Annotated in this window: 23 protein-coding genes; 15 read left to right on the top strand and 8 right to left on the bottom strand. The window is 73.0% G+C overall.

Annotation, left to right across the window (positions count from 1 at the left end; all coding sequences use genetic code 11):
* Positions 1–48 precede the first annotated feature (48 nt).
* The 8 genes from AB0D99_RS00410 (at position 49) to AB0D99_RS00375 (ending at position 10,094) form a co-directional block, all read left to right on the top strand.
* Positions 49–1,215 (top strand): DUF6777 domain-containing protein, encoded by a 1,167-nt coding sequence (locus tag AB0D99_RS00410; protein ID WP_362355060.1) that lies wholly within the window; start codon positions 49–51, stop codon positions 1,213–1,215.
* 172 nt (positions 1,216–1,387) lie between these two features.
* Complete coding sequence (locus AB0D99_RS00405; protein ID WP_362356011.1) at positions 1,388–3,385, top strand: SpoIIE family protein phosphatase; 1,998 nt, start codon at positions 1,388–1,390, stop codon at positions 3,383–3,385.
* A 62-nt stretch (positions 3,386–3,447) separates the two neighbouring features.
* On the top strand, positions 3,448–4,803 hold the full coding sequence (locus tag AB0D99_RS00400) for a wax ester/triacylglycerol synthase family O-acyltransferase (protein ID WP_362355056.1): 1,356 nt from the start codon (positions 3,448–3,450) through the stop codon (positions 4,801–4,803).
* Positions 4,804–4,840: 37 nt separating this feature from the next.
* Positions 4,841–5,713, top strand: coding sequence for a DNA-formamidopyrimidine glycosylase family protein (locus AB0D99_RS00395; RefSeq protein ID WP_362355053.1), 873 nt, complete (start codon positions 4,841–4,843; stop codon positions 5,711–5,713).
* 83 nt (positions 5,714–5,796) lie between these two features.
* A complete protein-coding gene (locus AB0D99_RS00390; RefSeq protein WP_362355050.1) occupies positions 5,797–6,552 on the top strand; it encodes a LytTR family DNA-binding domain-containing protein in 756 nt (251 codons plus the stop codon).
* A 99-nt stretch (positions 6,553–6,651) separates the two neighbouring features.
* Positions 6,652–7,071, top strand: coding sequence for a hypothetical protein (locus AB0D99_RS00385; RefSeq protein ID WP_362355047.1), 420 nt, complete (start codon positions 6,652–6,654; stop codon positions 7,069–7,071).
* A gap of 15 nt (positions 7,072–7,086) precedes the next feature.
* A complete protein-coding gene (locus tag AB0D99_RS00380) occupies positions 7,087–8,883 on the top strand; it encodes a cation acetate symporter (RefSeq protein WP_362355044.1) in 1,797 nt (598 codons plus the stop codon).
* Positions 8,880–10,094: a histidine kinase gene (locus tag AB0D99_RS00375; protein ID WP_362355041.1), complete on the top strand. Its 1,215-nt coding sequence runs from the start codon at positions 8,880–8,882 to the stop codon at positions 10,092–10,094. The genes AB0D99_RS00380 and AB0D99_RS00375 overlap by 4 nt, the downstream gene beginning before the upstream one ends.
* Here AB0D99_RS00375 and AB0D99_RS00370 read toward each other — a convergent pair.
* The 3 genes from AB0D99_RS00370 to AB0D99_RS00360 all read right to left on the bottom strand — a co-directional run bounded on the left by AB0D99_RS00370 (position 10,076) and on the right by AB0D99_RS00360 (position 11,776).
* On the bottom strand, positions 10,076–10,585 hold the full coding sequence (locus AB0D99_RS00370) for a hypothetical protein (protein ID WP_362355038.1): 510 nt from the start codon (positions 10,583–10,585) through the stop codon (positions 10,076–10,078). The genes AB0D99_RS00375 and AB0D99_RS00370 overlap by 19 nt on opposite strands.
* Before the next feature lie 215 nt (positions 10,586–10,800).
* Positions 10,801–11,214 carry a PaaI family thioesterase gene (locus AB0D99_RS00365; protein WP_362355035.1) on the bottom strand — a complete coding sequence of 138 codons (414 nt, stop codon included), beginning with the start codon at positions 11,212–11,214 and terminating at the stop codon, positions 10,801–10,803.
* Between the two features lie 4 nt (positions 11,215–11,218).
* Positions 11,219–11,776 (bottom strand): sigma-70 family RNA polymerase sigma factor, encoded by a 558-nt coding sequence (locus AB0D99_RS00360; RefSeq protein ID WP_362355031.1) that lies wholly within the window; start codon positions 11,774–11,776, stop codon positions 11,219–11,221.
* Positions 11,777–12,037: 261 nt separating this feature from the next.
* Between AB0D99_RS00360 and AB0D99_RS00355 the strand changes: the two genes are divergently transcribed.
* On the top strand, positions 12,038–13,234 hold the full coding sequence (locus tag AB0D99_RS00355; protein ID WP_362355028.1) for a CapA family protein: 1,197 nt from the start codon (positions 12,038–12,040) through the stop codon (positions 13,232–13,234).
* A 105-nt stretch (positions 13,235–13,339) separates the two neighbouring features.
* Positions 13,340–14,212, top strand: a complete 873-nt coding sequence (locus AB0D99_RS00350; protein ID WP_362355025.1) for a polysaccharide deacetylase family protein — start codon at positions 13,340–13,342, stop codon at positions 14,210–14,212.
* Between the two features lie 66 nt (positions 14,213–14,278).
* Here AB0D99_RS00350 and AB0D99_RS00345 read toward each other — a convergent pair whose 3' ends face one another.
* Entirely contained in the window at positions 14,279–14,941 is a 663-nt protein-coding gene (locus tag AB0D99_RS00345) for a class F sortase (protein ID WP_362355022.1), read from the bottom strand.
* Between the two features lie 366 nt (positions 14,942–15,307).
* Between AB0D99_RS00345 and AB0D99_RS00340 the strand changes: the two genes are divergently transcribed.
* Positions 15,308–15,844, top strand: coding sequence for a hypothetical protein (locus AB0D99_RS00340; RefSeq protein ID WP_362355019.1), 537 nt, complete (start codon positions 15,308–15,310; stop codon positions 15,842–15,844).
* Positions 15,845–16,003: 159 nt separating this feature from the next.
* Here the strand turns inward: AB0D99_RS00340 and AB0D99_RS00335 are convergent, their stop codons facing one another.
* The 3 genes from AB0D99_RS00335 to AB0D99_RS00325 form a co-directional block, all read right to left on the bottom strand.
* A complete protein-coding gene (locus AB0D99_RS00335) occupies positions 16,004–16,564 on the bottom strand; it encodes a hypothetical protein (protein WP_362355017.1) in 561 nt (186 codons plus the stop codon).
* 213 nt (positions 16,565–16,777) lie between these two features.
* Entirely contained in the window at positions 16,778–17,584 is an 807-nt protein-coding gene (locus tag AB0D99_RS00330; RefSeq protein ID WP_362355014.1) for a hypothetical protein, read from the bottom strand.
* Between the two features lie 149 nt (positions 17,585–17,733).
* Positions 17,734–18,498 carry a DUF4239 domain-containing protein gene (locus tag AB0D99_RS00325; protein ID WP_362355011.1) on the bottom strand — a complete coding sequence of 255 codons (765 nt, stop codon included), beginning with the start codon at positions 18,496–18,498 and terminating at the stop codon, positions 17,734–17,736.
* A gap of 825 nt (positions 18,499–19,323) precedes the next feature.
* Between AB0D99_RS00325 and AB0D99_RS00320 the strand changes: the two genes are divergently transcribed.
* The 3 genes from AB0D99_RS00320 (at position 19,324) to AB0D99_RS00310 (ending at position 23,543) form a co-directional block, all read left to right on the top strand.
* Positions 19,324–20,304, top strand: a complete 981-nt coding sequence (locus tag AB0D99_RS00320; RefSeq protein ID WP_362355009.1) for an SCO0930 family lipoprotein — start codon at positions 19,324–19,326, stop codon at positions 20,302–20,304.
* A gap of 267 nt (positions 20,305–20,571) precedes the next feature.
* Complete coding sequence (locus AB0D99_RS00315; RefSeq protein WP_362355006.1) at positions 20,572–21,384, top strand: SAM-dependent methyltransferase; 813 nt, start codon at positions 20,572–20,574, stop codon at positions 21,382–21,384.
* Positions 21,381–23,543, top strand: a complete 2,163-nt coding sequence (locus AB0D99_RS00310) for an EAL domain-containing protein (protein ID WP_362355003.1) — start codon at positions 21,381–21,383, stop codon at positions 23,541–23,543. The genes AB0D99_RS00315 and AB0D99_RS00310 overlap by 4 nt, the downstream gene beginning before the upstream one ends.
* 217 nt (positions 23,544–23,760) lie before the next feature.
* On the opposite strand, the gene AB0D99_RS00305 is transcribed toward AB0D99_RS00310, so the two are convergent.
* Entirely contained in the window at positions 23,761–24,639 is an 879-nt protein-coding gene (locus AB0D99_RS00305; protein WP_362355000.1) for a LysR substrate-binding domain-containing protein, read from the bottom strand.
* 72 nt (positions 24,640–24,711) lie between these two features.
* On the opposite strand from AB0D99_RS00305, the gene AB0D99_RS00300 reads away from it, so the two are divergent.
* Positions 24,712–25,434: a succinate dehydrogenase gene (locus tag AB0D99_RS00300; protein WP_362354997.1), complete on the top strand. Its 723-nt coding sequence runs from the start codon at positions 24,712–24,714 to the stop codon at positions 25,432–25,434.
* Position 25,435: the final 1 nt, after the last annotated feature.

Below are 25,435 nucleotides of genomic sequence, written 5' to 3'. Positions count from 1 at the left end.
GCGACAGACATGAAGGAATGCCGGGGTGGAAAGAGGCGGGAGATCCACGTGCGCTCACCCATACGACGTCCGCGACGGCCCCACGTCGCCGTACTCGTCGCGCTGGCCGCTTCGCTGGTGCTCGCGGGCTGCTCGTCCGACGGCGACCGAGGCGGAGCCGGGACGGCCGCCGCCTCGCGGGACGTCTTCCTGCAGCCGCTCGCCGCGCCCGGTCCCGACCCCTTCACCGCCTCCACGGCGAGGACCGGCGCTCCGCCCGTCCCGAGCGCCGCCCCGCCCGACACCCCGACGGCAGACGCCACCGCCGAGGTGATGCGCGAGGTCACCGGCTCCACCCCCGGCCTCTACGGCGGCACGCGCTCCGTCGCGAGCTGCGACGTCGAGCAGCAGGTCGCCTTCCTCTCCGGCGACCGGGCCAGGTCCCGCGCCTTCGCGGAGGCCGCGGGCATCCCCGAGTACCGTCTCGCCGACTGGCTGCGCGGCCTCACGCCCGTCGTCCTGCGCGCCGACACCCGTGTCACCGGCCACGGCTACCGCGACGGAGCCGCCACCCCGTTCCAGTCCGTCCTCCAGACCGGTACGGCGGTGCTCGTCGACCGGTACGGCACCCCCCGGGTCCGCTGTGCCTGCGGAAACCCGCTGCGCGCGCCGGTCGCCGTCCAGGGCGCCACGCACCGCGGAAAGCCCTGGGGCGGCTTCCGCCCCGACCGGGTCGTCGTCATCAGGCCCACCGCGACGACCGTCGACAGCCTGGTCATCGTGAACGTCGCCGACAACACCTGGATCGAGCGGAAGGCGGGCACCGACGGCGAGCGCGACACCCACCCCACCGTGGTCCCGCCCTGCGATCCCGCCACCTGCGACCTCGCCGGCTCGCCGACCCCTTCGGCCACGACCACCTCGCCCGCTCCCGATCGCGACACCTCCGCGAGCCCCGACGGCCCGGCCACACCCGGTGACACGGCCCCGCCCGGCCGCTCCACCCCGCCGGGGAGCGACTCGCCGGCCCCGTCCGCCACCGACTGCCCGTCCCTGCCGCCGAGCCCCGGCGACCCGGACTCCACCGTTCCCGACCCGGCCTCCCCGAGCCTCCCGCCGGGCTGCCCCACCCCGACCTGGTCCGAGCCCGAACCCGATCAGGACCCGCCCTCCTTCGAGGAGCTGTTCCCCGACGGCGACACGGGCGCCCAGCAGCCGGAGACCTTCGAGGGATGAGGCGGAGCTCCGGGGGCAGGGCCTCCGCCGTGCGAGCCGCCGGGCCTCGGCCTAGCGTGGCCCCATGAGCGCGGGCACCGGGGGAGGAGCGGCGGCGGACCCCTGCCGCTGCGCATCCGGGGCAGGGGGCCTGACGTGCTGCTTCCTCCGCGACCACGGCCGGGCGTTCCGGATGGGGAGCTTCGACTGGGACCTCGGCAACGGCGTGCTGGCCATGGACGAGGGCGCCCTCCGCGTCTTCGATCTCGGACCCGAGGAGTACGACGGGAACCCGGGCAGCCTCTCCCCCCGGGTGATGGCCGACGAAGCGCGTCAGCTCGACACCCTGGTGAGCCACGCGCTCAAGGACGGCAGCGACCACTACGGCGCCTACTTCCGTGTCCGGCTCAGGGACGGCACCCCGCGCTGGACGCACACCGAGGGCCAGATCGAGCGTGACGACAGCGGCCGTCCCGTCCGGATCGTCGGCATCGTCCGGGACGCCTCGGAGGAGGTGTCCGAGCAGGCCGCCCGGCTCGGCCTGGACGAGGGCCGGCGCAGACGCACCAGCGTCGTGGAGGGCACCACCGCGGCCCTGGCGCACGCCCGGACCGTGCAGGACATCATCGACTTCCTCGGCGCCTCGCACGGCCTGCGGTACTTCGGTGCCACCAGCCTCGTCATGGGACTCCTGGAGGCCGGCCGCATCCATCTGGTCGCCGAGGGGCCCACCGGCGCCTTCGTGCCCGGCACGCGATTCACCCGGGTGGACGAGCCGTACCCGATGAGCGAGGTGGTCCGGACCCTGCGGCCGCGCTTCATCGAGTCCGCGAAGGACTTCGCCGAGTCGTACCCGATCCTGTGGCCGCACATCAGCGGACTCGGCATCACCTCCGCGGCCTATCTGCCGCTGGTCGCCCAGGCCCGGCCGATCGGCGCGCTCGGGCTGCTCTACAGCGACAAGACCGGCTTCAGCGCCGACGAGCGCAATCTTCTGGTGGCACTCGGCAGCAGCATCGCGCAGAGCCTCCAGCGCGCCATGCTCTACGAGCAGGAGCACGACCTGGCCGAGGGCCTCCAGCAGGCGATGCTGCCGCGCCGCATCCCCGAGGTGGCCGGCGCCCAGATAGCGGTCCGCTACCGCTCGGCCCGTCTGGGCCGGGACATCGGCGGCGACTGGTACGACGTCATCCCGCTGCCCGGCGGCCGGGTCGGCGCCGTCATCGGGGACGTCCAGGGGCACGACACCCATGCCGCGGCCGTCATGGGCCAGCTGCGGATCGTGCTGCGCGCCTACGCCGCCGAGGGCCACACCCCGGCGACCGTGATGGCGCGTGCCTCCGTCTTCCTGCACGAGCTGGACACCGACCGCTTCGCCACCTGCACCTACGTCGAGGCGGACCTCGCCACCGGCGTCGTCCAGGTGGTGCGCGCCGGGCACGTCGACCCGCTGCTCCAGGACACCGACGGCAGCTGCCGCCGGCTGCCCGTGGAGGGCGGACTGCCCCTGGGCCTCTCCGCCGAGTTCGGCCGCCTCGACCATCCCGTGACGACCCTGGAGCTGTCCCCGGGGCAGACCCTGCTGCTCTACACCGACGGCCTGGTGGAGAAGCCGGGCGCGGACCTCGACGAGGGGCTGACATGGCTCTCCTCGCTGGTCAGGCGTGGACCCCGGGACCTCCAGGAGCTGGCCGACCACCTCTGCGAGGTCGTGGACGACCGGGGCGGCGAGGACGACGTGGCGATCCTGCTGCTGCGTCGCCAGGGGACGTACTACCCGCAGTCCGGCGGCCGGCTCCAGCAGCACGTGGCGCAGAGCGACCCGGAGGCGCTGAGCTCCGCGCGCCACATGATCCGGGCCGCGGTCCGGGCCTGGGGCGCCGGGGAGCGCTCGGACGAGATCGAGCTGGTCTCCGACGAACTGATCACCAACGCGCTGATGCACACCGACGGCGGCGCGATCGTGACGCTGCGGATGCTGGCCGGACCGGAACGGCGGCTGCGGGTGGAGGTCGAGGACCGTTCCAGCGCGCTGCCGCGACGGAGGGAGGCCGGCGAATCGGGCGTCTCGGGCCGGGGTCTGATGCTGGTCGACCGGATCTCGGACGTCTGGGGCGTCGAATCGCGTGGCAGCGGCAAGTGCGTCTGGTGCGAATTCATTGTTAACCCTGCGTACATAGATCGTACTTGACCGTAACCGACCGTACGCGATTGACTGCGATCCCCTGCCATCCTCTGAGGACATGTGATCACTTGAGCAGTGAGCTTCTGGCCCCTCTCGATCTGGCGTTCTGGCACCTCGAATCCTCCGACCACCCCATGCACCTGGGCGCGCTCGCCCACTTCGGTCCGCTCCCCGCCCACGGCGATCCGTCCTCCGTCCTGCACCTGCTCGCGAGCCGCGCCGCCGCGATCCCCCGGCTGCGCATGAAGGTCCGCGACGTCCTGCTGCCCGTCGGAGGCGCCGCCTGGACCACGGACCAGCGGTTCGACGTACGACGGCACGTGCGGGAGGTCGCGCTGCCCGGCGCCGACTTCGCCGCCGAAGCGGCCGGGCTCGCGGGCGAGCTCATGGAACGGCCGGTCGAACGAGGGCTGCCGCCCTGGGAGATGTACCTGCTCACCGGCGCCCCCGACGGCTCGTTCGCCGTCCTCGTCAAACTGCACCACGCCCTCGCCGACGGCATGCGGGCGGTCGCCATCGGGGCCGGCATCTTCGACGAGATCGCCGCCACCCGGAGGTACGGCGGGCGGCGCGCCCGCGCCGTACCGCCGCGCTCCTGGCTCCCGGGCCCCGGCCGGATCATGGGCGCCGCCCGGGAACGGATCGAGGACATCGGCCGCGCCGTCGAGGTCGGCGCGTCCGTGGTCGGCCAGTCCTTCCTCCGCGCCGGCCGGATCGACGTCCGGACCCCCTCCGCGCTCGCCGCCCACTCCAGCGGAACCCGCCGCGTCGCCACCGCCGTCCTGGACCTCGACCGTGTCCACCAGGTGCGCCGCGCCCACGGCGGCACCGCCAACGACGTCCTCCTCGCCGTCGTCGCCGGCGCCCTGCGCCGCTGGCTCGACGGACGGGGCGAACCGCTCCCCGCCGATCCGCGCGCCCTCGTCCCGGTCTCCCGCCGCCGCCCCGGCTCACCCGCGGGCAACGGCAACAGTCTCTCCGGCTACCTCCTCACCCTCCCCGTCACCGACCCCGACCCCGCCACCCGGCTGGCCTCCGTACGGCGGGACATGGACCGCAACAAGGCCGACGGGCCGATGCGCGGTGCCGGAGCCGTCGCCCTGCTCGCCGACCAACTGCCCCCGCTCGCCCACCGCTTCGGCGCCCCGCTGGCCTCCGGAGCCGCCCGGCTCCTCTTCGATCTCCTGGTCACCAACGTCCCGCTGCCCCGCTCGGCCCTCTCCCTCGGCGGCGCCCCGCTGAGCGCGCTCTTCCCCATGGCCCCGCTGGCGCGAGGCCAGTCCCTCGCCGTCGCCATGTCCCCGTACGCCGGCCGCGTCCACGTCGGACTGGTCGCCGACGGCAAGGCCGTCCCCGACATCGAGGAACTGGCCGGCGCCCTCGGCGACGAACTCGACCTGCTCGACGAGCTCGGGGGTGTCTGAGCGCGCGTCCTGACGGCTCGTGCGGGAAGGTGGAGTCATGCCCGAACTGCCCGAGGTGGAAGCGCTGCGCGAATTCCTCGACGAGCATCTGGTGGGCAAGGAGATCGCCCGCGTACTGCCCGTCGCGATCAGCGTGCTGAAGACGTACGACCCACCCCTCGCCGCCGTCGAGGGCGCCACCGTCACGGCAGTCGCCCGGCACGGCAAGTTCCTGGACATCACCACCGACGGCGAGGCGGGCGAGCTCCATCTCCTCGTCCACCTCGCCCGCGCGGGCTGGCTCCAGTGGAAGGACCCCCTGCCGTCGGGGCCGCCACGCCCCGGCAGGGGACCGCTCGCCCTGCGGACCGCGCTCACCGAGGGCGACGGCTTCGACCTCACCGAGGCGGGCACCACCAAGCGGCTCGCCGTCCACCTCGTCCACGATCCGCGGGACGTGCCGGGCGTCGCCCGCCTCGGGCCCGATCCGCTCGCGGACGACTTCGACCTCGCCGCCTTCACGGCCCTGCTCGCCACGGAACGGCGCCAGATCAAGGGCGCCCTGCGCGACCAGAGCCTGATCGCCGGCATCGGCAACGCGTACAGCGACGAGATCCTGCACGTGGCGAGGATGTCCCCCTTCAAGCCCACCCAGAACCTCACCGACGAGGAGATCGCCACCCTCCACGAGGCGATCCGCACCACCCTGAGCGGAGCCGTCGAACGCTCCCACGGACTCGCGGCCGGCAAGCTCAAGGCCGAGAAGAAGAGCGGCCTGCGCGTCCACGGGAGGACCGGGGAGAAGTGCCCGGTCTGCGGCGACACCATCCGCGAGGTGTCCTTCAGCGACTCCTCCCTGCAGTACTGCCCCACCTGCCAGACCGGCGGCAAACCGCTCGCCGACCGCCGGATGTCGAAGCTGCTCAAGTAGCCGGCCCCCCGGAGCGGCCGACGCCTCTCCACCGGCCGCCCGGGCCCCGAACCCCCGGCGGCCGCTCGCATAGACTCCGCCGCATGGTGCGCGTACTGGCCGTCGACGACGAAGAGCCGGCCCTCGGCGAGCTGCTCTACCTCCTGCGTGCCGATCCCCGGGTCCTCAGCGCCGAGGGGGCGACCGACGCGACCGAGGCGCTGCGCAGGATCGGCCGCGCCCTCGACGCCGGGCCGGACGGCGCCGACGCCATCGACGTCGTCTTCCTCGACATCCACATGGCCGGCCTCACCGGACTCGACCTCGCCCGGCTGCTCGCCGGCTTCGCCCGGCCGCCGCTGATCGTCTTCGTCACCGCCCACGAGGGCTTCGCCGTCCAGGCATTCGACCTCAAGGCGGTGGACTACGTCCTGAAGCCGGTGCGCCGCGAGCGCCTCGCCGAGGCCGTCCGCCGGGTCCGCGAGCTGGTCCACGCCTCCGCCGCACCCGCGGCCCCGCCGACGGCGCCCGAGCAGATACCGGTCGAACTGGGCGGGATCACCCGTTTCGTGACCGTCGACGACATCGCGTACGTCGAGGCCCAGGGCGACTACGCCCGCCTGCACACCGACGAGGGCAGCCACCTCGTCCGCATCCCGCTCTCCACGCTCGAGGAACGGTGGGCCGACCGCGGCTTCGTCCGCATCCACCGCAGCCACCTCGTCGCCCTCGGCCGCATCGACGAACTGCGGCTCGACGCCGGTGCCACCTCCGTCCGCGTCGGCTCCACCGAGCTGGCCGTCAGCCGCCGCCACTCCCGCCAGCTGAGGGACCTCCTCATGCGCCGCGCGGGCGGCTGACCACGGCGGGGACGGTCCCCGGAAGCCGGCCGACGCCCCTACCCCGCTCCATCACCGCTGCGTAGACTCCGTTCACTCCCAGCCCTGCGAGGTCGACAGATGACGGAGCGGACACCGACGTCCGAGCAGCCACCGCCGCGCCGGCCCCGGCGCGAGACCGTCACGCGCGCCTCGGCCCTCCGCGACAGCGCCGGCGGCCGGCCCCCGCGCGGTCCGAGCGGCCGTCCGCCCGGCCATCCCCCCGCGCGCTCCGAGATCAGCGAACAGACCACCCTCGGCCACACCTACGTGCGCTCCCTGATGAGGAGCCAGCTCAGGGCCGCCCTCACCGCGCTCGGCGCCCTCGTCCTCCTCGTCGGCCCGCTGCCGCTGCTCCTCGCGCTCCCCGCACCCGAGGCCGTCGTCTGGGCCGCCCTCGGCGTCGGCGTCTACCCGGTCATCTGGGCGGTCGCCCGGTGGTACGTCCGTCGCGCCGAACGCAACGAACGCGACTTCACCGGCCTCGTCGAGGGCCGCTGACCGCGGGGGCAGGACGTGAACCACACCTACGCGGTGGCCGCCGTCACCGTCGTCGTCCTCGCAACCGTGCTCATCGGCGCCCTCGGCCTGCGGATATCCCGCACCACCTCCGACTTCTACGTCGCCTCCCGCACCGTCCGTCCCGGGCTCAACGCCGCCGCCATCAGCGGCGAGTACCTCTCCGCGGCCTCCTTCCTCGGCATCGCGGGACTCGTCCTCGTCCAGGGCCCGGACATGCTCTGGTACCCCGTCGGGTACACCGCCGGCTATCTCGTCCTGCTCGTCCTGGTCGCCGCCCCCCTGCGCCGCTCGGGGGCGTACACCCTCTCCGACTTCGCCGAGGCCCGGCTGGAGTCCCCGCCCGCGCGGCGGCTCGCCAGCCTCTTCGTCGTCGGCATCGGCTGGCTCTACCTCCTCCCACAGCTCCAGGGCGCCGGGCTCACCCTGGAGATCCTCACCGGAGCGCCCGACTGGGTCGGCGGACTGCTCGTCGCCGTCGCCGTCACCGGGATCGTCGCCGCGGGCGGGATGCGCAGCATCACCTTCGTCCAGGCGTTCCAGTACTGGCTCAAGCTCACCGCCCTGCTCGTGCCCGCCCTCTTCCTCGTCGCGGCCTGGTTCGGCGACGCCGCCCCCCGCGTCCGCTTCGACGCCCCCGCGGTCTTCCGCGAACACACCGTGGTGCGCGTCGCCGACACCGTACGGATCGAGGTCGACGCCCCGCTCACGCTCACCGTCACGGGCCGCGTCGACGAGACCGCGTACGAGCGGCGGACCCTCACCCTCGACAAGGGCGCCCACCGAGTCGAGGGCGGCACCGAACTCGCCTTTCCCCAGGGGGCGCCCGTCCCCGCCCGGGCCTCCACCGGCGCGGACCCCCTCGGCTGGTCCCAGCCCCTGGCCGGCGGGCGTGACGGCCACCAGCTCTACGCCACCTACGGACTGATCCTCGCCACCTTCCTCGGCACGATGGGGCTGCCCCATGTCGCCGTCCGCTTCTACACCAGCCCGCACGGCCGCGCCGCCCGGCGCACCACCCTGGTCGTCCTCGGCCTGGTCGGCGTCTTCTATCTGCTGCCGCCGGTCTACGGGGCGCTCGGCCGGATCTACGCGCCCGACCTCGCCCTGACCGGAGCCGCCGACGCCGCCGTGCTCGTCCTGCCGGACCGGATGCTGGGCGGAGTGCTCGGCGACCTGCTGGGCGCGCTGCTCGCCGGCGGAGCCTTCGCCGCGTTCCTCTCCACCGCCTCGGGGCTCACGATGTCCGTCGCGGGCGTGCTCACCCAGGACGTGCTTCCGTCCCGTGGAGTACGGCACTTCCGGCTCGCGAGCCTGCTCGCCACCGCCGTTCCGCTGGCCGTCGGGGTCCTCGCCTCGAAGGTTCCGGTCGCCGACGCCGTCGGCCTCGCCTTCGCCGTCTCCGCCTCCTCCTTCTGCCCGCTGCTCGTCCTCGGGATCTGGTGGCGGAGGCTCACCCCGCCCGGTGCCATGGCCGGGCTGCTGCTGGGCGGCGGCTCCGCGCTCGCGGCCGTGATGGCGACCCGGGCCGGGCTGCCCGAGGAGGGCTGGTCCCACACCCTGATGGCCTGGCCGGCGGTCTGGTCGGTGCCGCTCGGCTTCCTCACGATGATCGTGGTCTCGCTGGCCACCCCACGCCACATCCCGGCCGGCACCCCGGCCCTGCTCGCCCGGCTGCACCTGCCGGAGGAGCTCACGGGACGCACGGTCGCGAGGGACGAACTCCCCGATCCGGAGCCGCGCGCGGACCCGGTGCGCGTTGCCGAGCCGCGGTCGGGAGGTCGGGAGCGGTGACACCGATCGTCTATGCCGCCGGCGCCGCCGGGGCCGTGCTGCTGGTGGCCGGCTTCGTCCTCGGCCGGATCGCCGCGCGCCGCGGCGCGGCCGATCTCGACCTCGGCACGCCCGTCGAGCGGGCCACCTTCCACACGCTGCATGCGGCCTCGCTCGCCGCGCCGCCCCTGCGAGGGGGCCTCACCGAGGACACCGCCCGCAAGGCCGTCAGGCGACTGCGCCCGCTCCTCGGGACGGAGGCGCTCTGCCTGACCGACCGGACCGCCGTCCTCGCCTGGGACGGGCCGGGCGAGGGGCATCACCGCGAGCATGTGATGGACCAGGTCGCCGGGATCCTCGACTCGGGCCGCAGCAGATCGGAACACACCGGTTGCGCCGATGTCGCCTGCCCGTTGCGCTGGGCGGTGATCGCCCCGCTCACGGGCGAGGACGGCGTGCTCGGCGCGCTGGTCGCCTACGGCTCGCGGGAGTCCGCCGTGCTCGTGCGGGCCGCGACCGAGGTCGCCCGCTGGGTCTCCGTCCAGCTGGAGCTGGCCGAGCTGGACCGCTCGCGGACCAGGATCGTGGAGGCGGAGATCCGCGCCCTGCGGGCCCAGATCTCGCCGCACTTCATCTTCAACTCCCTGGCCGCCATCGCCTCGTTCGTCCGCACCGACCCCGAGCGTGCGCGGGAGCTGCTGCTGGAGTTCGCGGACTTCACCCGCTACTCCTTCCGGCGCCATGGGGAGTTCGCTCAGCTGGCCGACGAACTGCGCGCCATCGAGCAGTACTTGGCGCTGGCGGGAGCCCGCTTCGGTGACCGCCTCAAGGTGACGCTCCAGATCGCGCCCGAGGTGCTGCCGGTCACCCTGCCGTTCCTCTGTCTGCAGCCGCTGGTGGAGAACGCCGTCAAGCACGGCCTCGAGGACAGCGTGAACGCGTGCCGGGTGACGATCTCCGCCCGGGACGCCGGCGCGGAGGCCGTGGTCGTCATCGAGGACGACGGCGTGGGCATGGATCCGGCCGTCCTGCGCGCGGTTTTGCTCGGGGAGCGGCCCAGCGGCTCCGGGATCGGTCTGTCCAACGTCGACGAGCGGCTGCGCCAGGTGTACGGGGCGGAGCACGGCCTCGTGATCGAGACCGGGGTCGACGCGGGGATGAAGGTCACGGTACGGATCCCCAAGTACCGCTCGGGGGTGCACCGTACGACCCCTCAGCCGCCGGCGCCGTAGAGGTGCAGGGCCAGATGGCCCAGAGGGAGTCCCAACTTCCATGCGGGAAGCCAGACCTGCTCCGACTCGTCGACCGGGGGGAAGACCCCGGGCGAGGTGGTCAGCCCGCTCAGATCGGCCGCACGGATGCGGGTCGCCTCCAGGAGGCGCCAGGTCTCCCTGGCCATGGCGAGGTCGGGACCTTCCCGGCCCGCGCGGCTCCGTGCGGCGAGCCGCTCGCGGACCCACTGCGGCCAGGGGTGGTCGTGGGCGGTCCGGGACAGCCATTCGTCGATGAGGCCCGCGGACCACGACGTGGCGGGGGCGTCCGCGTCGGCGCAGAGATGGATGGTGAGGGCCAGCGTCTGCCGCCCGGCCCGGTACTCCAGGGTGCCGGGTGCGACCAGACACCCCGTGCGCAGCAGATCGTCCGCGGTGAACTCGGCACACAACCAGGCCATCGGGACGGCGAGTCCGCCTCCGCTGGTGCCGTTCGTACTCTCGGGCAGCACGCTCCCACCTTCTCCCGGACGTGTCGGTCGGCGACCCCCGGACACGAGCCTCCACCGAGGAAGACGCGCGTGGGCCGCTCTTTGCTCAACTCGCCCGTGTGGTTTCGGATACGTTTCCCCGCCGGATCGGTACCGGTGGGAAACAGGGGGACACGGGGTGCGTCAGGGCAAGGTGGGGCGGCCACGCGTGCGGGTGAGGAGGAGCGCCGCCGGCCTCAGCCGAGCAGCGCGTACACCGCCGTCGCGTGGGCGGCCGTCTCGTCCGAGCCCTCCGCCGTCATCGTGATGTCCGCGAACGCCATCCGCTTGCCCGCCTTGGTGAGCCGCGCCCGCACCAGGACGTCCGCGCCGACGACCGCCCGCTGGAAGCTGATGGACTGCTGCACCGTCGTCATCGGCACGAAGCCGCCGCGGGCCGCCGCGACCGCGATGACGGTCGCCGTGTCGGCGGCGGCCATCAGCGCCTGGCCCGAGAGGCCACCGCCCTCCCGGGCGAGCCGGTCGGACCAGGGGAGGCGGAGGACCGCCTCCTCCCCGTCGACCGAGGCCACCGAGAGCCCCAGATCGAGCACCCAGGGGGCGAAGTTGTCGGCGAGAACCTTTTCCGCGGCGGCGAGAGTCAGCGTCACGCGGTCATTGTGCGGCCCTGGCCCGGGGGCGGGCAACGGTACGGCGCCCGGTCCGGTAGCCCGGCAGGCAGTGGCCCAGCTGCCGCAGCGCGTAGTGCGATCGGGACTTGACGGTCCCGGCGGGGATGCCCAGATCGGCGGCGGCCTCGTTGACGGTCAGGCCGTGGAAGTAGAGCCGGACGAGGACCGCGCGGTGCTCGGGGCTCAGGCCCCGCACCGCGGCCCGGACGTCGACCGCGGCGACCGCGGACTCCGTGGCGTCGGCCGGATCGGGGGTGGCGGCGAGCACTCCGTCGCCGATCTCGGTGGGCCGGGCGAGCCGGGAGCGCCGGGCGTCGATGGCCAGGCGGCGGGCCACCGTGAAGAGCCAGGGGCGCATCGACTCGTAGGGGCCGTCGAACGCCTCCGGGTGCAGCCAGGCGCGGACCAGCGTCTCCTGCGCCAGGTCCTCCGCCCGTTGCCGGTCGCCGTAGGTCAGGCCGAGCAGGAAGCCGAGCAGGGCCTGACCGTGGTCACGCTGCAGCTCCGCGAGGGCCCGCTCGTCCGTCGTCGCCGTCGTCATGCTCCACACCTCTCCTGCCGGCTCGTCGTCCCGGGGCGTATCCGAACGCATGTGGGCGGCGAGGGACAGGGAACGCGCACGTGTCTGCGACGAGCGGTCGCACCGAGCGGCGAATGGTGCGATGAACGGTCAGGCGGAGGTGCTTCGTCCGTTTCGGCAGGGTTTGGAGCTCTGTACGGCTTTGACTCTTGACTGTGGCTTCTGCCCCCTGTGAATTCATCCGCAGAGATGTTCATAGGACTAATTGGGCGGAGTCGGCGGATGACCCAACGTACGAGACGGGGGGCGGTGGTCTTCGCCGCCCTCCTGTTCACCACGGCCACCGGCTGCGCGGGGAGCGCCCGCGGCCCCGTCGGCCCACCCGCGGGGCAGGACCCGGCGAGCCCCGGGTCCCCCTCGGCGGTGGGCGGCGCGCCCTCCGCGCGGACCGGTTTCACACTCGTCGCCTCCGGCGACGTCCTGCCGCACGAGTCGATCATCCGCCGGGCGGCCATGGACGCGAACGGGCGGGGATACGACTTCCGTCCCATGCTGTCCGGGGTGAAGAGCGTGGTGGCCGGAGCCGACCTGGCGATCTGCCACATGGAGACCGTGTACGGGCCGGACGGCGGGCCGTACACCGGCTATCCCGCCTTCAAGTCGCCCCCCGAGGTCGCCCCCGCCCTCAAGGAGACCGGCTACGACTCTTGCTCCACCGCCTCCAATCACTCCCTGGACGACGGCGCCGCCGGCCTGCGCCGCACCCTCGACGCCCTCGACAAGGCGGGTGTCCGGCATGCCGGATCGGCACGCACCGCCGAGGAGGCGGCCCGCCCCACGCTGCTGAGCGCGGGACCCGCGACCGTCGCCCAGCTCGCGTACACGTACGACACCAACGGCTACCCGATGCCCGAGGGGCAGCCGTGGGCGGTCAACCTGATCGACGAGAAGAAGATCATCGCCGACGCGCGGGCGGCCCGTCGGGCCGGCGCCGACGTCGTCGTGGTCAGCATGCACTGGGGGACCGAATGGCAGACCGCCCCCGACGGGCGCCAGCTCACCCTCGGCCGCGCCCTCACGGCCTCCCGGACCGGCGGCCGCCCCGACATCGACCTCATCATCGGCACCCACGCCCATGTCCCCCAGGCGTACGAGAAGGTCAACGGCACCTGGATCGTCTACGGCATGGGCGACCAGATCGCCGGCGACATGGTCAACCACGAGGGCGCCTTCGACCCCCGGGGCAACCAGGGCACGCTCGGGCGCTTCACCTTCACCCGGCCCGAGGCTCCCGGCGCTCGCTGGGAGGTCACCCGGGCCGAGTTCCTCCCCCAGTGGTTCGACACCGGCCGCGGTCGGGTGGTCAACCTCAACGCCGCCATCAGGAAGGGCGAACCCCTCACCGCCGTGCGCGACACCATCCGCGACGTCGTCCTCGGGCGGGGCGCCGCCGGGGAGGGACTGACGATGGGGGAGTAGGGGCGAGCGCGGGCCCCGGGAGGGGTGTGCGCCCATCGAGTGTTTTCGGGCGGGCCGTCGGTGTGGGGCGGGGGCGGTGGCGTTCGGCCGTGCGAGCTATTAGTCATGAAAAAGGATCAGATGCCCACCGGGCGGCGGACCGTGCTGCGCATCGCCGCCGCCCTCGGGGCCACAGCCACGGTCGGAGTACTCACGGCGGATCGTTTGGGCACGCCGCCCGGCGCGCCGCCGAGCGGCCGTCCGGACATCGCAGGGGGGCCCGCCCCCGGCCCCGGACCCGCGGCGGGAGCGCCCGCGAGCAGCCGGCTCAAGCCCTCCGCGTACCGGCTCCAGCCGATGACGGCCGACGCGCCCCCGGCCTTCCGCAAGGCGCTGCCACCGGTCCGGCAGCGGCCGTTCCTGAGGATGTCCGGCGTGGGCCGGTCGATGGTGCTCACCTTCGACGACGGGCCCGACCCCCGCTACACCCCGGCGATCCTCGCCACCCTGCGCCGCTACGACTGCCGGGCGATGTTCTTCGTCTGCGGAGAGATGGTCGCCGAGAACCAGGACCTGGTACGGGAGATGGCCGCGGACGGGCACGTGGTCGGGAACCACTCGTGGTCGCATCCGCTGATCCCCACACTCCGTCCCTCGCGCATCAGGGACGAGCTGGGCTCCACCAGCGAACTCGTCGAGAAGATCCTCGGCGCGGCCCCGCTCTGGTACCGCGCCCCCTTCGGGGCGTGGAACCGGCACTCCTTCGAGATCGGTGCCGAGCTGGGCATGGAGCCGCTCGCCTGGACCGTCGACACCCTCGACTGGAAGGAACCGGGAACCGACAGCATCGTCCGCCGGGTCCTGGACGGCGCGGCGCCCGGTGTCGTCGTCCTCTCGCACGACGCGGGCGGGAACCGCTCGCAGAGCGTGGCGGCGCTGAGGCGGTATCTGCCCGAGCTGCTGGACGCCGGCTACAGCATCACCGTGCCCAGGAGCTGAGTCCGTACGGCGAGGGCCCCCGGCGCCGCTCGGCGCCGGGGGCCCTCGCGTGGGCCTGGCCACCCCTCAGGTGGATCCGATCATGCGTGCGTAGACCACCACGTTGCCCTGGTAGCCCTGCGCCCGCGAGTAGCCGCCGCCGCAGGTGATGACCCGGAGCTCGGGCTCCCCGGTGTCGGCGTAGACCTGGACCCCGGGGAAGTTGTTCTTGTCGTACACCTCGATGCCGTAGATCTCGAAGACCGCGACCCGGCCGTCGTACCGCTCCACCTCGATGTGCTGGCCCCTCTCCAGCGAGCCGAGGCCGTAGAACACCGCGGGGCCCGCCTCGTTGTCGACGTGGCCGACGACGACCGCCGTGCCGCGCTGGCCCGGCGCGATGCCGTTCTGGTACCAGCCGGCCATGTTGGCGTCCTGCGGGGGCGGCGCCTCGATCCAGCCGGCCGGATCAAGGCCGACGTCCATGATCGGTGCGGCGACCCTGATCGAAGGGATCCTGATGCGGGAGGCCGGGGCGTGCGGCAGGGGCTCGACGCCCGCGGCCAGGGGAGGCGGAGCGCCGATCCGGCTCGCGTCGGGAGCCTCGGCGGCCGCGGGCTGCGGCGGGCCGAGCTCGACGTCCACCCCGTTGCGCATCATCGCCAGACCGGACAGCATGACGAGAGCCAGAACGCCCCACGGCGGGCGTCTTCTTCGCGGCTCAAGGACGCTGAAGTCCTTGGGTCTCATGGTTCTCCCTTCGTGGCGTCGTCAGAACGGTAAGGGCGGCGGGCCGGACCGGCGATCAGAGCGGTGCGAACGGGTGGCGGCCGGGATTCCGGGGTGCGTCCGGGGCCGGGGCCCCTTGGTACCCGAGGGCGGGCCGGGTGACGGGGACGATCACCCATCCGAGTATTCGTCGGACAATCGTCCTGATGGTGCGTGACCTGCGGCTCCGTCAGATCCGGAGCCGTTTCCTCGGCGTGTCGCCTCACCGGGGTGGCCCAGTGCCGAAATGCGCAGGTTGCCCCCGCTTGTGAGGGTTCGTCATGGAAGGCGTACTCGTCGAATCTCCCGGAGCGCCGCTTTGGGGCGTCTTCCACTGGAGGTTCAACCATGCGTGCTGCACGCACTCTGGCGGTGACCGCCACCGCGTTCGCGGCGGTCGGGCTCGCAGCCCCTCTCGCCGCCGCCCACGGACCCAGCAACCTGGCCGTCGGTCACTACCAGGTCGACCAGGGTGGTGACGGTCGTGGCGGTGACGGCGCCAACAGCGTCACGGTCTCCCCGTTCGCCGTCCACCAGGGGGCGACCCTCACCATCACCGTCAGGGGCTGCGCCGGAGGCACGGTCTCCTCCAACGCCTTCCCGACGGTCACCCTCTCCGGCAACGTCAACGGCGTCTCCACCGCCACGGCCCGCATCCACAACAACGCCACGCCCGGCCAGTACAACCTGGCCGTCCAGTGCGGCGGCCGCACGCTCACCCAGACCTTCCGCGTGCTGGCCGGTCAGGGCGCGCTGGGCGGCATCGGCGGCTCCCTCGCGCCGAGCTCCACGGAGATGGCCGTCGGCGGCTCGCTCGTCGCCGCGGCAGCGCTCGGCGGCGGTCTCTTCATCGCCCGGCGCCGTATGAGCGGCGGAAGGGCCTGACCGGCCGAACCTCCCGGTCGGCCCTGTACGCCCGTCGCCCCCGAGTCCTGGTCCCAGGACTCGGGGGCGACGGGCGTGTGCGGGTGGGTCTCGATCGTCGGGCTTCTCCGCCGGTGCGGGCCCCGGGTTGGGGGCCCGCCGGGGGCGCCGGTCCCGACGTCAGTGACGCCGGCCCCGGGCGAGGTCGGTCCGGCGCCGTACGGCGAAGAAGGTTCCGGTGGCCGCGGCGAGGACCAGGCCGGCCCCGGCCGCCAGCGTCACCGTGTCGACCCCGTCGACCGAGCCGCCGAGACCGCCCTGGACGCCCCGCGGGGTGGTCAGGATGGTCGAGCTGGTGGTCGCGGAGGCGGTGGTGCCGCTGATGGTCAGGGTGACGGTGTCGGTGATGCCACCGGTGCAGTTGAACGCCACGGTGTAGACGGCGCCGCGCCGGGCGTCCGTGTCCACCGTCGCGGTGGCCGAGGACCCGGGGGCGATGGTCACCGTGTCGAAGACGCCCGACGACACCAGCGTCGTACTGCGGCATCCGGGAGCGGTGAGCGTCACCCGCCCGCCGGGCGCCACCAGAGAGGGCGTCACGACGAAGTCGCCCGGCGCCTTCGCTCCGGCGGCGTTGGGGTTCGGTGCGGGTGCGCCGTCCGCCGCGGCGGCGACGGGAGCGGCCAGGGCGAGAGTGGCCGCCCCCAGCAGGGCAGTGGACACGGCACGTATCGCGCGCATGGAATCCTCCGGGTCCCCGAGGAGCAGCCGCGGAAGGGGTTTCCGCGCAAGGACAGGGCGTGCACCTCGATACCCGAAACGCTAGGAGCGCACTATCACGGCCGCGATCCCAGACGGGCGAATGGGTCATTCATGTCCCCCGTGCGGCCCACTCGTGTCGCGCCACGGCCGGAAGTCGGTCCGCGGATCGCGCGCCGACCATGGGTGAGTCCGTCAGCCGTCGAGGAGGACCATCATCACGGCGTGGAGGACGATCACGGCGCCGCAGCAGAAGACCAGGACGGCGCCCGCGTAGGTGTTCACCAGGTGCGTGAGCGGCGCCGCCGGCACCAGCACGTCCGCCGGGTCCTCCGGGGGGTGGGCGACGGTGATCGTGGGGCCGGCCTCGCCGTGCACGAAGCCGCGGTACGTCCCGGTCGCGTCCGGGTAGACGTACGCTCCGCGGGACATCGTGGCCCGGGTGGCGGTCACCATGACGCCGTGTCGGTACAGCCAGCGTTCCCGCCGTGCGCGGATCACTCCGTACAGGCCCAGCCACAGACCCAGCCAGGCGAAGCCGCCGATCGGGACCGTGAGGAGCACCAGGTCCCACCTGCCCAGCGAGCCGGCCACCACGCAGACGACGACGAGCGCCAGCAGGTGCCCGAGCGTGCCCCGGAGGATCCTGCGGTGGAACCTCGACCGCCAGGTGGGGGCGAGCGAGCGGACCACGGCGAACGGGGCCCCGTCGACGTCGTCGCTGTCGGTCCGGTTCGCCAGGATCGCGTTGACCCCGTCGGCGAAGGCGGTGGCCGCCGCCTCGTCCACGTCGTCGATGCGGTGGACGCGCGGCGTCGCCCCGGCCCTCGCCCGCAGTTCGATCAGGACCGAGCGGCCCTCGGCGCGTATCCGGCCCAGCCCGTCGGGGGTGAAGGTGACCTGCTCGCGCGGGAGGTCGAGGACCAGTCCGATGTCCTCGACGGACAGGACGGCCCCGCCCCGGCCTCGGAGCACCGGGAGGGAGGAGAAGGAGGTCGACATGGGCATGATCGTAGAGGGGAGGCCGGCCCGGCGGGCCACGGAATCGCTTCACGCGACCCGTCGTGCGCGGGCCGGGAACCGGGCGCGGGGGCCGCTCCGTGACGGCCCGGCACGGCCGTTCGACATCCCCCGGATCCACGGGAGTTCACCTACTCCGTCAGGTGCGGGAAGAGGTCGGTGAACGGTGCGGCCGTCGCCGAGATCCCGCGTCCGAAGGGCGCGTCGAAGTCCCAGATCAGGAAGAGCAGGAAGGCGATCAGCGCGCTGAAGAGCCCGGCGAGGAGCAGCTCACGGCCGGTGCGCCGGATCTGCAGGGTGAAGATCAGGCCGACCGTCACCAGCGCTCCGGTGATCAGGCCGAACCACACCACCCCGGGCATGGTCGCCCCCGCGTTCTGGCCCCGCGCGCCCCGCGTGTCGTCCACCACCGCCACCTGGTCCACGAGGGGCTGGTACGCCTGCGCCTCGTGGTCGTCGGCCGGCCGGTAGTCGGTCACGCTCCGACGCAGCCGCTCGAGCAGGCGGGTGCCCTCCTCGCTGAGTTCGCCGTGCTCGGACATGTGGCTCCACTCCTGGTCGACCACGGAGGAGACGTACGCGTCGACGTCGGCGCGGATCCGGGTACGGACGTCGACCGGGTACACCTCGACCCGGGCCGAGATCTCGTGCAGCGCCTGCGCCTCCTGACGCACGGTCTCCTGCGCCGCGCCGCGCGCCTCCCAGACACCGGCGATGGCGAGACCGAGCACGATCGCGTAGATCACGCCGATCATCATCGTCATGTACTCCATGACGTCGGGGGTCTCGCTCGGATCGTCGTCGTCGGGGACCCGGCGGTTGTTGATGACGACGATGGTGAGGACGACCGCGCAGGCGGCCGCCATCGCGATGGTCAGGACGAGCCATTCGGACATGGTGTCTCCTTCGTCGGGATCAGCGGGAGCGGGCGCGCAGGATCGCGGTCGCGAGCACCGCGGGGGCGGTGACCAGCAGCGTCATCGACACGAGCGAGGGGCCGCCCTCGGGTTCCGGCCGTGCCGCGCGGCGGTAGGTGGGCAGGGCGACGGGGGTCGCGGCCGGTGGGCGTGGGCGCAGCGAGGGGGCCGGGGGCGACGGCGCGGGCGGCCTGGGGGCCGGGGGCGGCGGTGCGGCCCGCGGCGGGGCCGGCGTCGCGGGAGGCTTCAGCCTCGGCGGGGGCGGAGGGTCCGCGCGTACGGGAGGGGGCGGCTGTACCGGTGGCGGAGGGGGCTTCGGCGTGGGTTCGGGCGGCGTCGGTGTCGGTGTCGGTGTCGGCTCGGGCGACGGGGGAGGTGACGACGGGGAGGGGCACGGCGGCGGAGAAGGAGGGGGAGGAGGCGGGGGAGTGGGCGAACACGCGCCCGGCCCGGCGACCGCGACCGAGGTGTTCGAGCCGCCCGGCCCGGTCGTGGCGTAGGCGCAGGCGTCGGCGGCGGCGGGCGCGGGTGCGGTGAGGAGCCACAGCAGCGCGGCGGCCGCCAAGGGCCGCGCGAAAGACGATCCGTACGGAGACACGCCGAAGAGCATGATCAGAGGCCGCGGGCACCACGCCGTGAATCGGCCCGGATTCCCCGGATGGTGGGGATCTCGCCGAGCGGGGTTTGAGGCGTGCCGGAAATTTCTTCGGCTCCTCTTGAGCACGATGCCGTCGCCCCCCGTATTCAAGGCCGGGAACGGCGTTCGGCGCCGCACCGACTGGCGATGAAACAACAGGAGTTGACATGAAGACCTGGGGCAACGCGGCACTCGCGCTCACGGCGGCGGCCATGCTCGCGCTGACCACGGCGTGCGGGCAGGAGCAGGGCTCGTCGTCGCTCGGCGGCCAGCCCGCCGGAGCGGCGAACCCGGCCGGCGCCCCTGCCGACAACGGTTACAGCTCCGGCGGTTACGCCTCCGGGGGCTACGGCGACGCGGGCGGCGGTGCGGCCGAGCCCGCCGGGCAGCTGGCGGTGGCCGACACCAAGCAGCTCGGCAAGGTCGTCACCGACAGCGAGGGTTTCACCCTCTACCGCTTCGACAAGGACTCCGCCTCCCCGCCCAAGGCCACCTGCGAGGGCGACTGCGCCAAGGCGTGGCCCGTCGTGAGCGCCGAGGGTGCCAAGCCCCCGGCCGGGGTGGACCCCTCGCTGATGGGCGAGGTGGCCCGGACCGACGGCACCAAGCAACTCACCATCGACGGCTGGCCGATGTACCGGTACGCCAAGGACACCAAGCCCGGCGACCTCAACGGCCAGGGTGTCGGCGGTACCTGGTTCGCCTCGGCCCCCGACGGAAAGAAGGCCGCACCCGCCGCGGGCGGCGGGGCCGACGAAAGCGGTGGCGAGGATTCCGGAGTGGACGCGGCGGGCCTCTCGGTGCGTAAGGACCCCAAGCTCGGTGACATCGTGGTCGATTCGCGCGGCATGACGGTCTACCGGTTCAAGAAGGACTCCGCCTGGCCGATGAAGACGGCCTGCACCGACGCCTGCCTGGAGAAGTGGCCGGTTGTCGCCCCTGTGGAGAAGAACGACACCAAGGGCATCACCAAGAAGGGCTTCGTCACCTTCAACCGGCCCGACGGAATCAAGCAGCAGACGATCGACTGCTGGCCCCTGTACACCTTCGCCGGTGACGAGGAGCCGGGAGACACCAACGGCCAGGGCGTGGGCGGCACCTGGTACGCCGTCTCCCCCGAGGGAAAGCTGGTCGGAGCGCCCAAGTAGGTCCCCCGCGCCGCGCTCCCGGCCTGTCGGCCCGCTGTCACCCCTCGGGTGACAGCGGGTCGGCGCACGTCCATGTGCACGTGAATATGCACGAGCTGAAGGCGTGAATCCTTCGTTCCGCACGCACGTGCCAATGGCGTGTGACCAAGAACGGACCGCGAATTTCCGTTTCTACTCGCTCTCCAGGCGGGCGATCAGTAGCCTCGGCTCGAACACCGGCCGCGAACACATGGCCGTATCCCCCGTGGCGACTTGTTGGAGACATTGATGGAGCGTCCCGCCTGGGCCCCGCCGGGTATCGATATTTCGGTGCCGAGCGTGTCCCGTATGTACGACTTCTATCTGGGCGGCTCGCACAATTTCGAGGTGGACCGGGAAGCGGCCCGCAAGGCCATGGAGTTCATGCCGGGACTCCCCAAGATCATGCAGGCGAATCGGGCCTTCATGCGCCGGGCCGTGCGCTTCGCCGTCGACAGCGGAGTCACCCAGTTCCTCGACATCGGCTCCGGCATACCGACGTTCGGCAATGTCCACGAGGTCGCCCAGGCCGCGTCCCCCGACACGAGCGTCGTCTACGTCGACCACGACCCGGTCGCCGTCGCGCACAGCCGCGCCGTGCTGGAGGGCGAGGAACGCGCCGCCGTCGTCGCCGCCGACCTGCGCAAGCCGCTGGAGATCCTGCACAGCCCCGAGGTCCGCCGACTCCTGGACATGGACAAGCCGGTGGCGCTGCTGCTCGTCGCCGTCCTGCACTTCCTGGAGGACGAGGACGAACCGGAGAAGGCCGTCGCGGAGCTCGTCGACGCCCTCGCGCCCGGCAGCCTGCTCGTGGTGACCCACGCCTCCTACGAGGGCATCCCGCTCCTGCAGGACGAGGCCGAGGGCACGGTCGGGGTCTACCGGAACATCCGCAACCCCCTCGTGATGCGCTCGCACGCCGAGATCAGCCGCTTCTTCGAGGGCTGCCCGCTGGTCGAGCCGGGGCTCGTGTCCATGCCCGACTGGCGGCCCGACAGTCCGTCCGACGAGGAGGATCCCTACGCCTTCTCCGGCTTCGCAGGGGTGGGGCGCAAGGCGTGAAGGTGCCGTCACAGCCGTCCGGTTGCGGCGCGGATCCGGACGGGCTCGAGGACAGACTCAGGCGGTTCGTGACCATCTGGAGCCGGGCCATCTTCCCGGTCACGGCCACCCCGATGACCCGCGCCGAGTTCGAACAGCATCTGCTGCCGCTCGCCCGCGAACTGCGCGCCGCGCTGCACGCCCGGACCTTCGACACCGCCCCCGCCCACCGTGCGGGCGGGGCGCTCGTCGGCGTCCACTGCACGGACCCCGACGCGCTGAGCCGCACCCTCGGCGTCATCGACGCGTATCTGGTGCTCTACTGCGGCGAGGACGGCACCTCCACCGAGGAGTTGCGGGCCCGCTGTTCACGCCTCCAGCACGCGATGGCCGCCGGCTTCGCCCAGGCCCTGCGCGAGCGGACGCTGCTGGAGCAGGAGGCCATCGCCCGCTCCGCCCTCACCGCCCGCAGCGCCGCCGAGGTGGCCCTGCACACCACCGAGAGCCGCTTCCGGGCGGTCTTCGACGGCGCGGCCGTCGGCATCGGCATCGCCGACCTCGAAGGCAACGTCCTGGAGGTCAACGAGACCCTCACCCGGATGTTCGGCGGACTGGACCAGCAGATCCGCAGCCGCAAGGTCAACGAATGGGCCCACCCCGAGGACGGCCCGCACGTCTGGAAGCTCTACGACGAGCTGGTGCGCGGCGAACGCGACCACTACCGCGTCGAGAAGCCGTACTACCGGGGCGACGGCACCGTCCTGTGGACCAACCTGACCGTCTCGCTGCTGCGCGACGCCGAGGGCTTCCCCCGCTATCAGCTCGCGCTGCTGGAGGACACCACCGAGCGGCGGCTGCTCAACCTGCGGCTGCGGTACGAGGCGACCCACGACGCGCTCACCGGACTGCCCAACCGGACCCTGTTCTTCGAGCGCCTCGACAAGGCGCTCACCCTGGGGGAGGGCGCCCGCTTCGGGCTCTGCTACCTCGATCTCGACGGCTTCAAGGCGATCAACGACAGCCTGGGTCACTCGGCGGGGGACCGGCTCCTCGTCGAGGTGGCCGACCGGCTGCAGAGCTGCGCCACGGCGCCGGGCGAGATGGTGGCCCGGCTCGGCGGCGACGAGTTCGTCGCCCTGACCACCGGCCCGAACACCGAGCGCGAGGTCGTCGAACTGGCGAACCGTATCCTCGCCGCGCTCGCCTCGCCGGTACGGATCGACGGCCGGGAGCTGACCGTGCGGGGCAGCATCGGTGTCGTCGAGGGGCCGGCGGGGGAGCGGACCCCGGCCGAGGTGCTGCGCAGCGCCGACATCACCATGTACCGCGCCAAGTCCGCGGGCGGCAACCGCTTCGAGTTCGCCGACGCGGAGGCCGACGCGCGCGCCATCACCCGGCACGGGCTGACCACCGCGCTGCCCGCGGCGCTGGAGCGGGGCGAGTTCTTCATCGAGTACCAGCCACTGGTCCACCTCGGCGACGGCAGCGTGCACGGCGCCGAGGCGCTCGTCCGCTGGTGCCACCCCCAGCACGGGGTGCTGGGACCCGACCGCTTCATCCCGCTCGCCGAGAACACCGGCCTGATCGTGCCGCTCGGCCGCTGGGTCCTCCAGGAGGCGGTCCGCCAGGCGCGCTTCTGGCAGACCCGGCACTCCGACGGCGGTCCGCTGCGGATCAACGTCAACCTCTCTCCCACGCAGCTGCACCACCCGCGGCTCGTCGCCGACACGGTCGACGTGCTGGAGCGCTCGGGCCTGGAGCCCGGGGCCCTCTGCCTGGAGGTCACCGAATCGGCGCTGATCGGCGCGGACGACGACCTGCTGAAGCCGCTGCGCCAGCTCGCCGAGATGGGCGTGGACATCGCGCTGGACGACTTCGGCACCGGCTACTCGAACCTGGCGAACCTGCGCCGGCTGCCGGTGAGCGTCCTGAAGCTGGACCGCTCCTTCACCCAGGGGATGCAGCGGCACCCGGCCGACCCGGTCGACGTCAAGATCGTGGAGGGCATCGTCGGACTGGCGCACAGCCTGAAGCTGGCGGTGACGGTCGAGGGGGTCGAGACGGGGGCGCAGGCGCAGCAGCTGCGGGAGCTGGGCTGTGACACGGCCCAGGGCTGGTACTACGCGCGCCCGGGCGCACCGGACCGGATCCACACGCTCCTCCTGGCGGACGCGGTCTGACCGACCGTGCGGGGCCCGGCCGCCGCGCCCTCCGGCCCCGGCCGGCGCCCACCCCGCGGGACGGGCGCCGGCGAGGGCGACACCGCCCCTCGTCGGACACCGGACACCGCCCCTCGTCGGACACCGCCCCTGTCGGACACCGCGCCCGGTCGCACACTCCCCCCGTCGGACACCGCCCCCGGTCGCACACTCCCCCCGTCGGCCCCCGGCCGGTGCCTCAGGTCGAGCGGAGGAGGAGGCGCTGGAGTTCCCTCGCCGCCCGGGGCGGTGCCACATCGCTGCGGTGCGCCAGCGCGATCGTGCGGCGCAGGCCCGGGCGGGCCAGGGCCGTGACACGGAGGTCGCGGCCCGCGCGCGCGGCGACCATCGCCGGGACCACCGCCACCCCGAGACCCGCCCGTACGAATCCCAGCACGGCGTCCATCTCGCCGCCCTCCACGGTGAACGAGGGCTCGAAGCCCTCCGACCGGCATGCGGCCACGGTCAGCTCCCGCAGGTCGTAGCCGTGCCGGAACATCACCAGCGGCTGGTCGCGCAGATCCGCGATCCGCACCGGCCGCCGCGGCGCGGGCGCCGCCGCGCTCGACACCACCACCAGGTCCTCGCGCAGCAGCTCCACCGTCGTCAGCGCCGGGGACGGCGTCGGCAGCGGCAGCACGACCAGCGCCAGATCCAGCGCGCCGCGCGCCAGCTCCCGGACGAGGTCGTGCGAGCCGCCCTCCTCGATGAGGAGCTGGATCCCCGGGTGCAGATCGTGGAAGGCGCGCAGCACGTCCGGCAGCAGGCCCGTGCACAGGCTCGGCGTCGCGCCGAGCCTCACCCGCCCGCGCCTGAGCTGCACCAGCTCCTGCACCTCGTGCCGTGCCGTGTCCGTGTCCGCCAGGATCCGTCGCGCCAGCGGCAGCAGCGCCTCCCCCGCGTCCGTCAGTGCGATGTTCCCGCGGGCCCGGCTGAAGAGCTCCGCCCCGAGCTCCTGCTCCAGGGCCCTGATCTGCTGCGAGAGCGACGGCTGGGAGACATGGACCCGCTCGGCGGCCCGGGTGAAGTGCCGGGTCTCGGCGACGGCCACGAAGTAGAGGAGCTGCTGGAACTGCATAGGTTCAGCCTATCGAGATGAGCCGCACCATGTCTTGGACCTCTCGGGCCCTTCGCCCCTACCGTCGGTCGCATGGCTCTGGCAACGAAGACGGCTCCGGCGGAACGACCACCGTCCCCCACCCGCTCACGCGGCTTCTGGGCGTCCACGATCGGCAAGAAGACCGTGATGGCGGTCAGCGGCCTCCTCATGCTCGGCTACCTCGTGGCCCACGTCGCGGGCAACCTCAAGGTCTTCTTCGGCCCCGAGGAGTTCAACGCGTACGGCCACTGGCTGCGCACCATGGGCGCCCCCGTCCTGCACTACTCCTGGGCCCTCTGGCTCGTCCGGATCGTGCTGCTCGCCGCGGTCGTCGCACATGCCGTCTCCGCTTACCAGCTCAGCAGGCGCGACATCAAGGCCCGCCCCACGGCCTACGTCCACCGCCGCAAGCGGTCCTCGTACGCCACCCGCACGATGCGCTGGGGCGGGATCATCGTCGCCCTGTTCATCGTCTGGCACATCCTCGACCTGACCACCGGGACGCTCCACCCCGGCGGCTTCCAGGAGGGCCGTCCGTACCAGAACATCGTGGACACCTTCTCCACCTGGTACGGCAACGTGATCTACATCGTCGCCATGCTCGCCGTCGGCCTGCACGTCCGCCACGGCTTCTGGAGCGCCGCGCAGACCCTCGGAGTCGGCCACGCCCGCCGCGAGCGGCTGCTCAAGGTCCTCGCGAACGGCCTGGCGCTCGTCCTGACCGTGGGCTTCGTCTCCGTACCCGTAGCCGTCATGACCGGAGTGGTGAGCTGAC

It is taken from the genome of Streptomyces sp. NPDC047971, from assembly GCF_040653355.1.
Lineage (GTDB): Bacteria > Actinomycetota > Actinomycetes > Streptomycetales > Streptomycetaceae > Streptomyces.
This window is presented reverse-complemented; position numbering and strand designations above follow the sequence as displayed.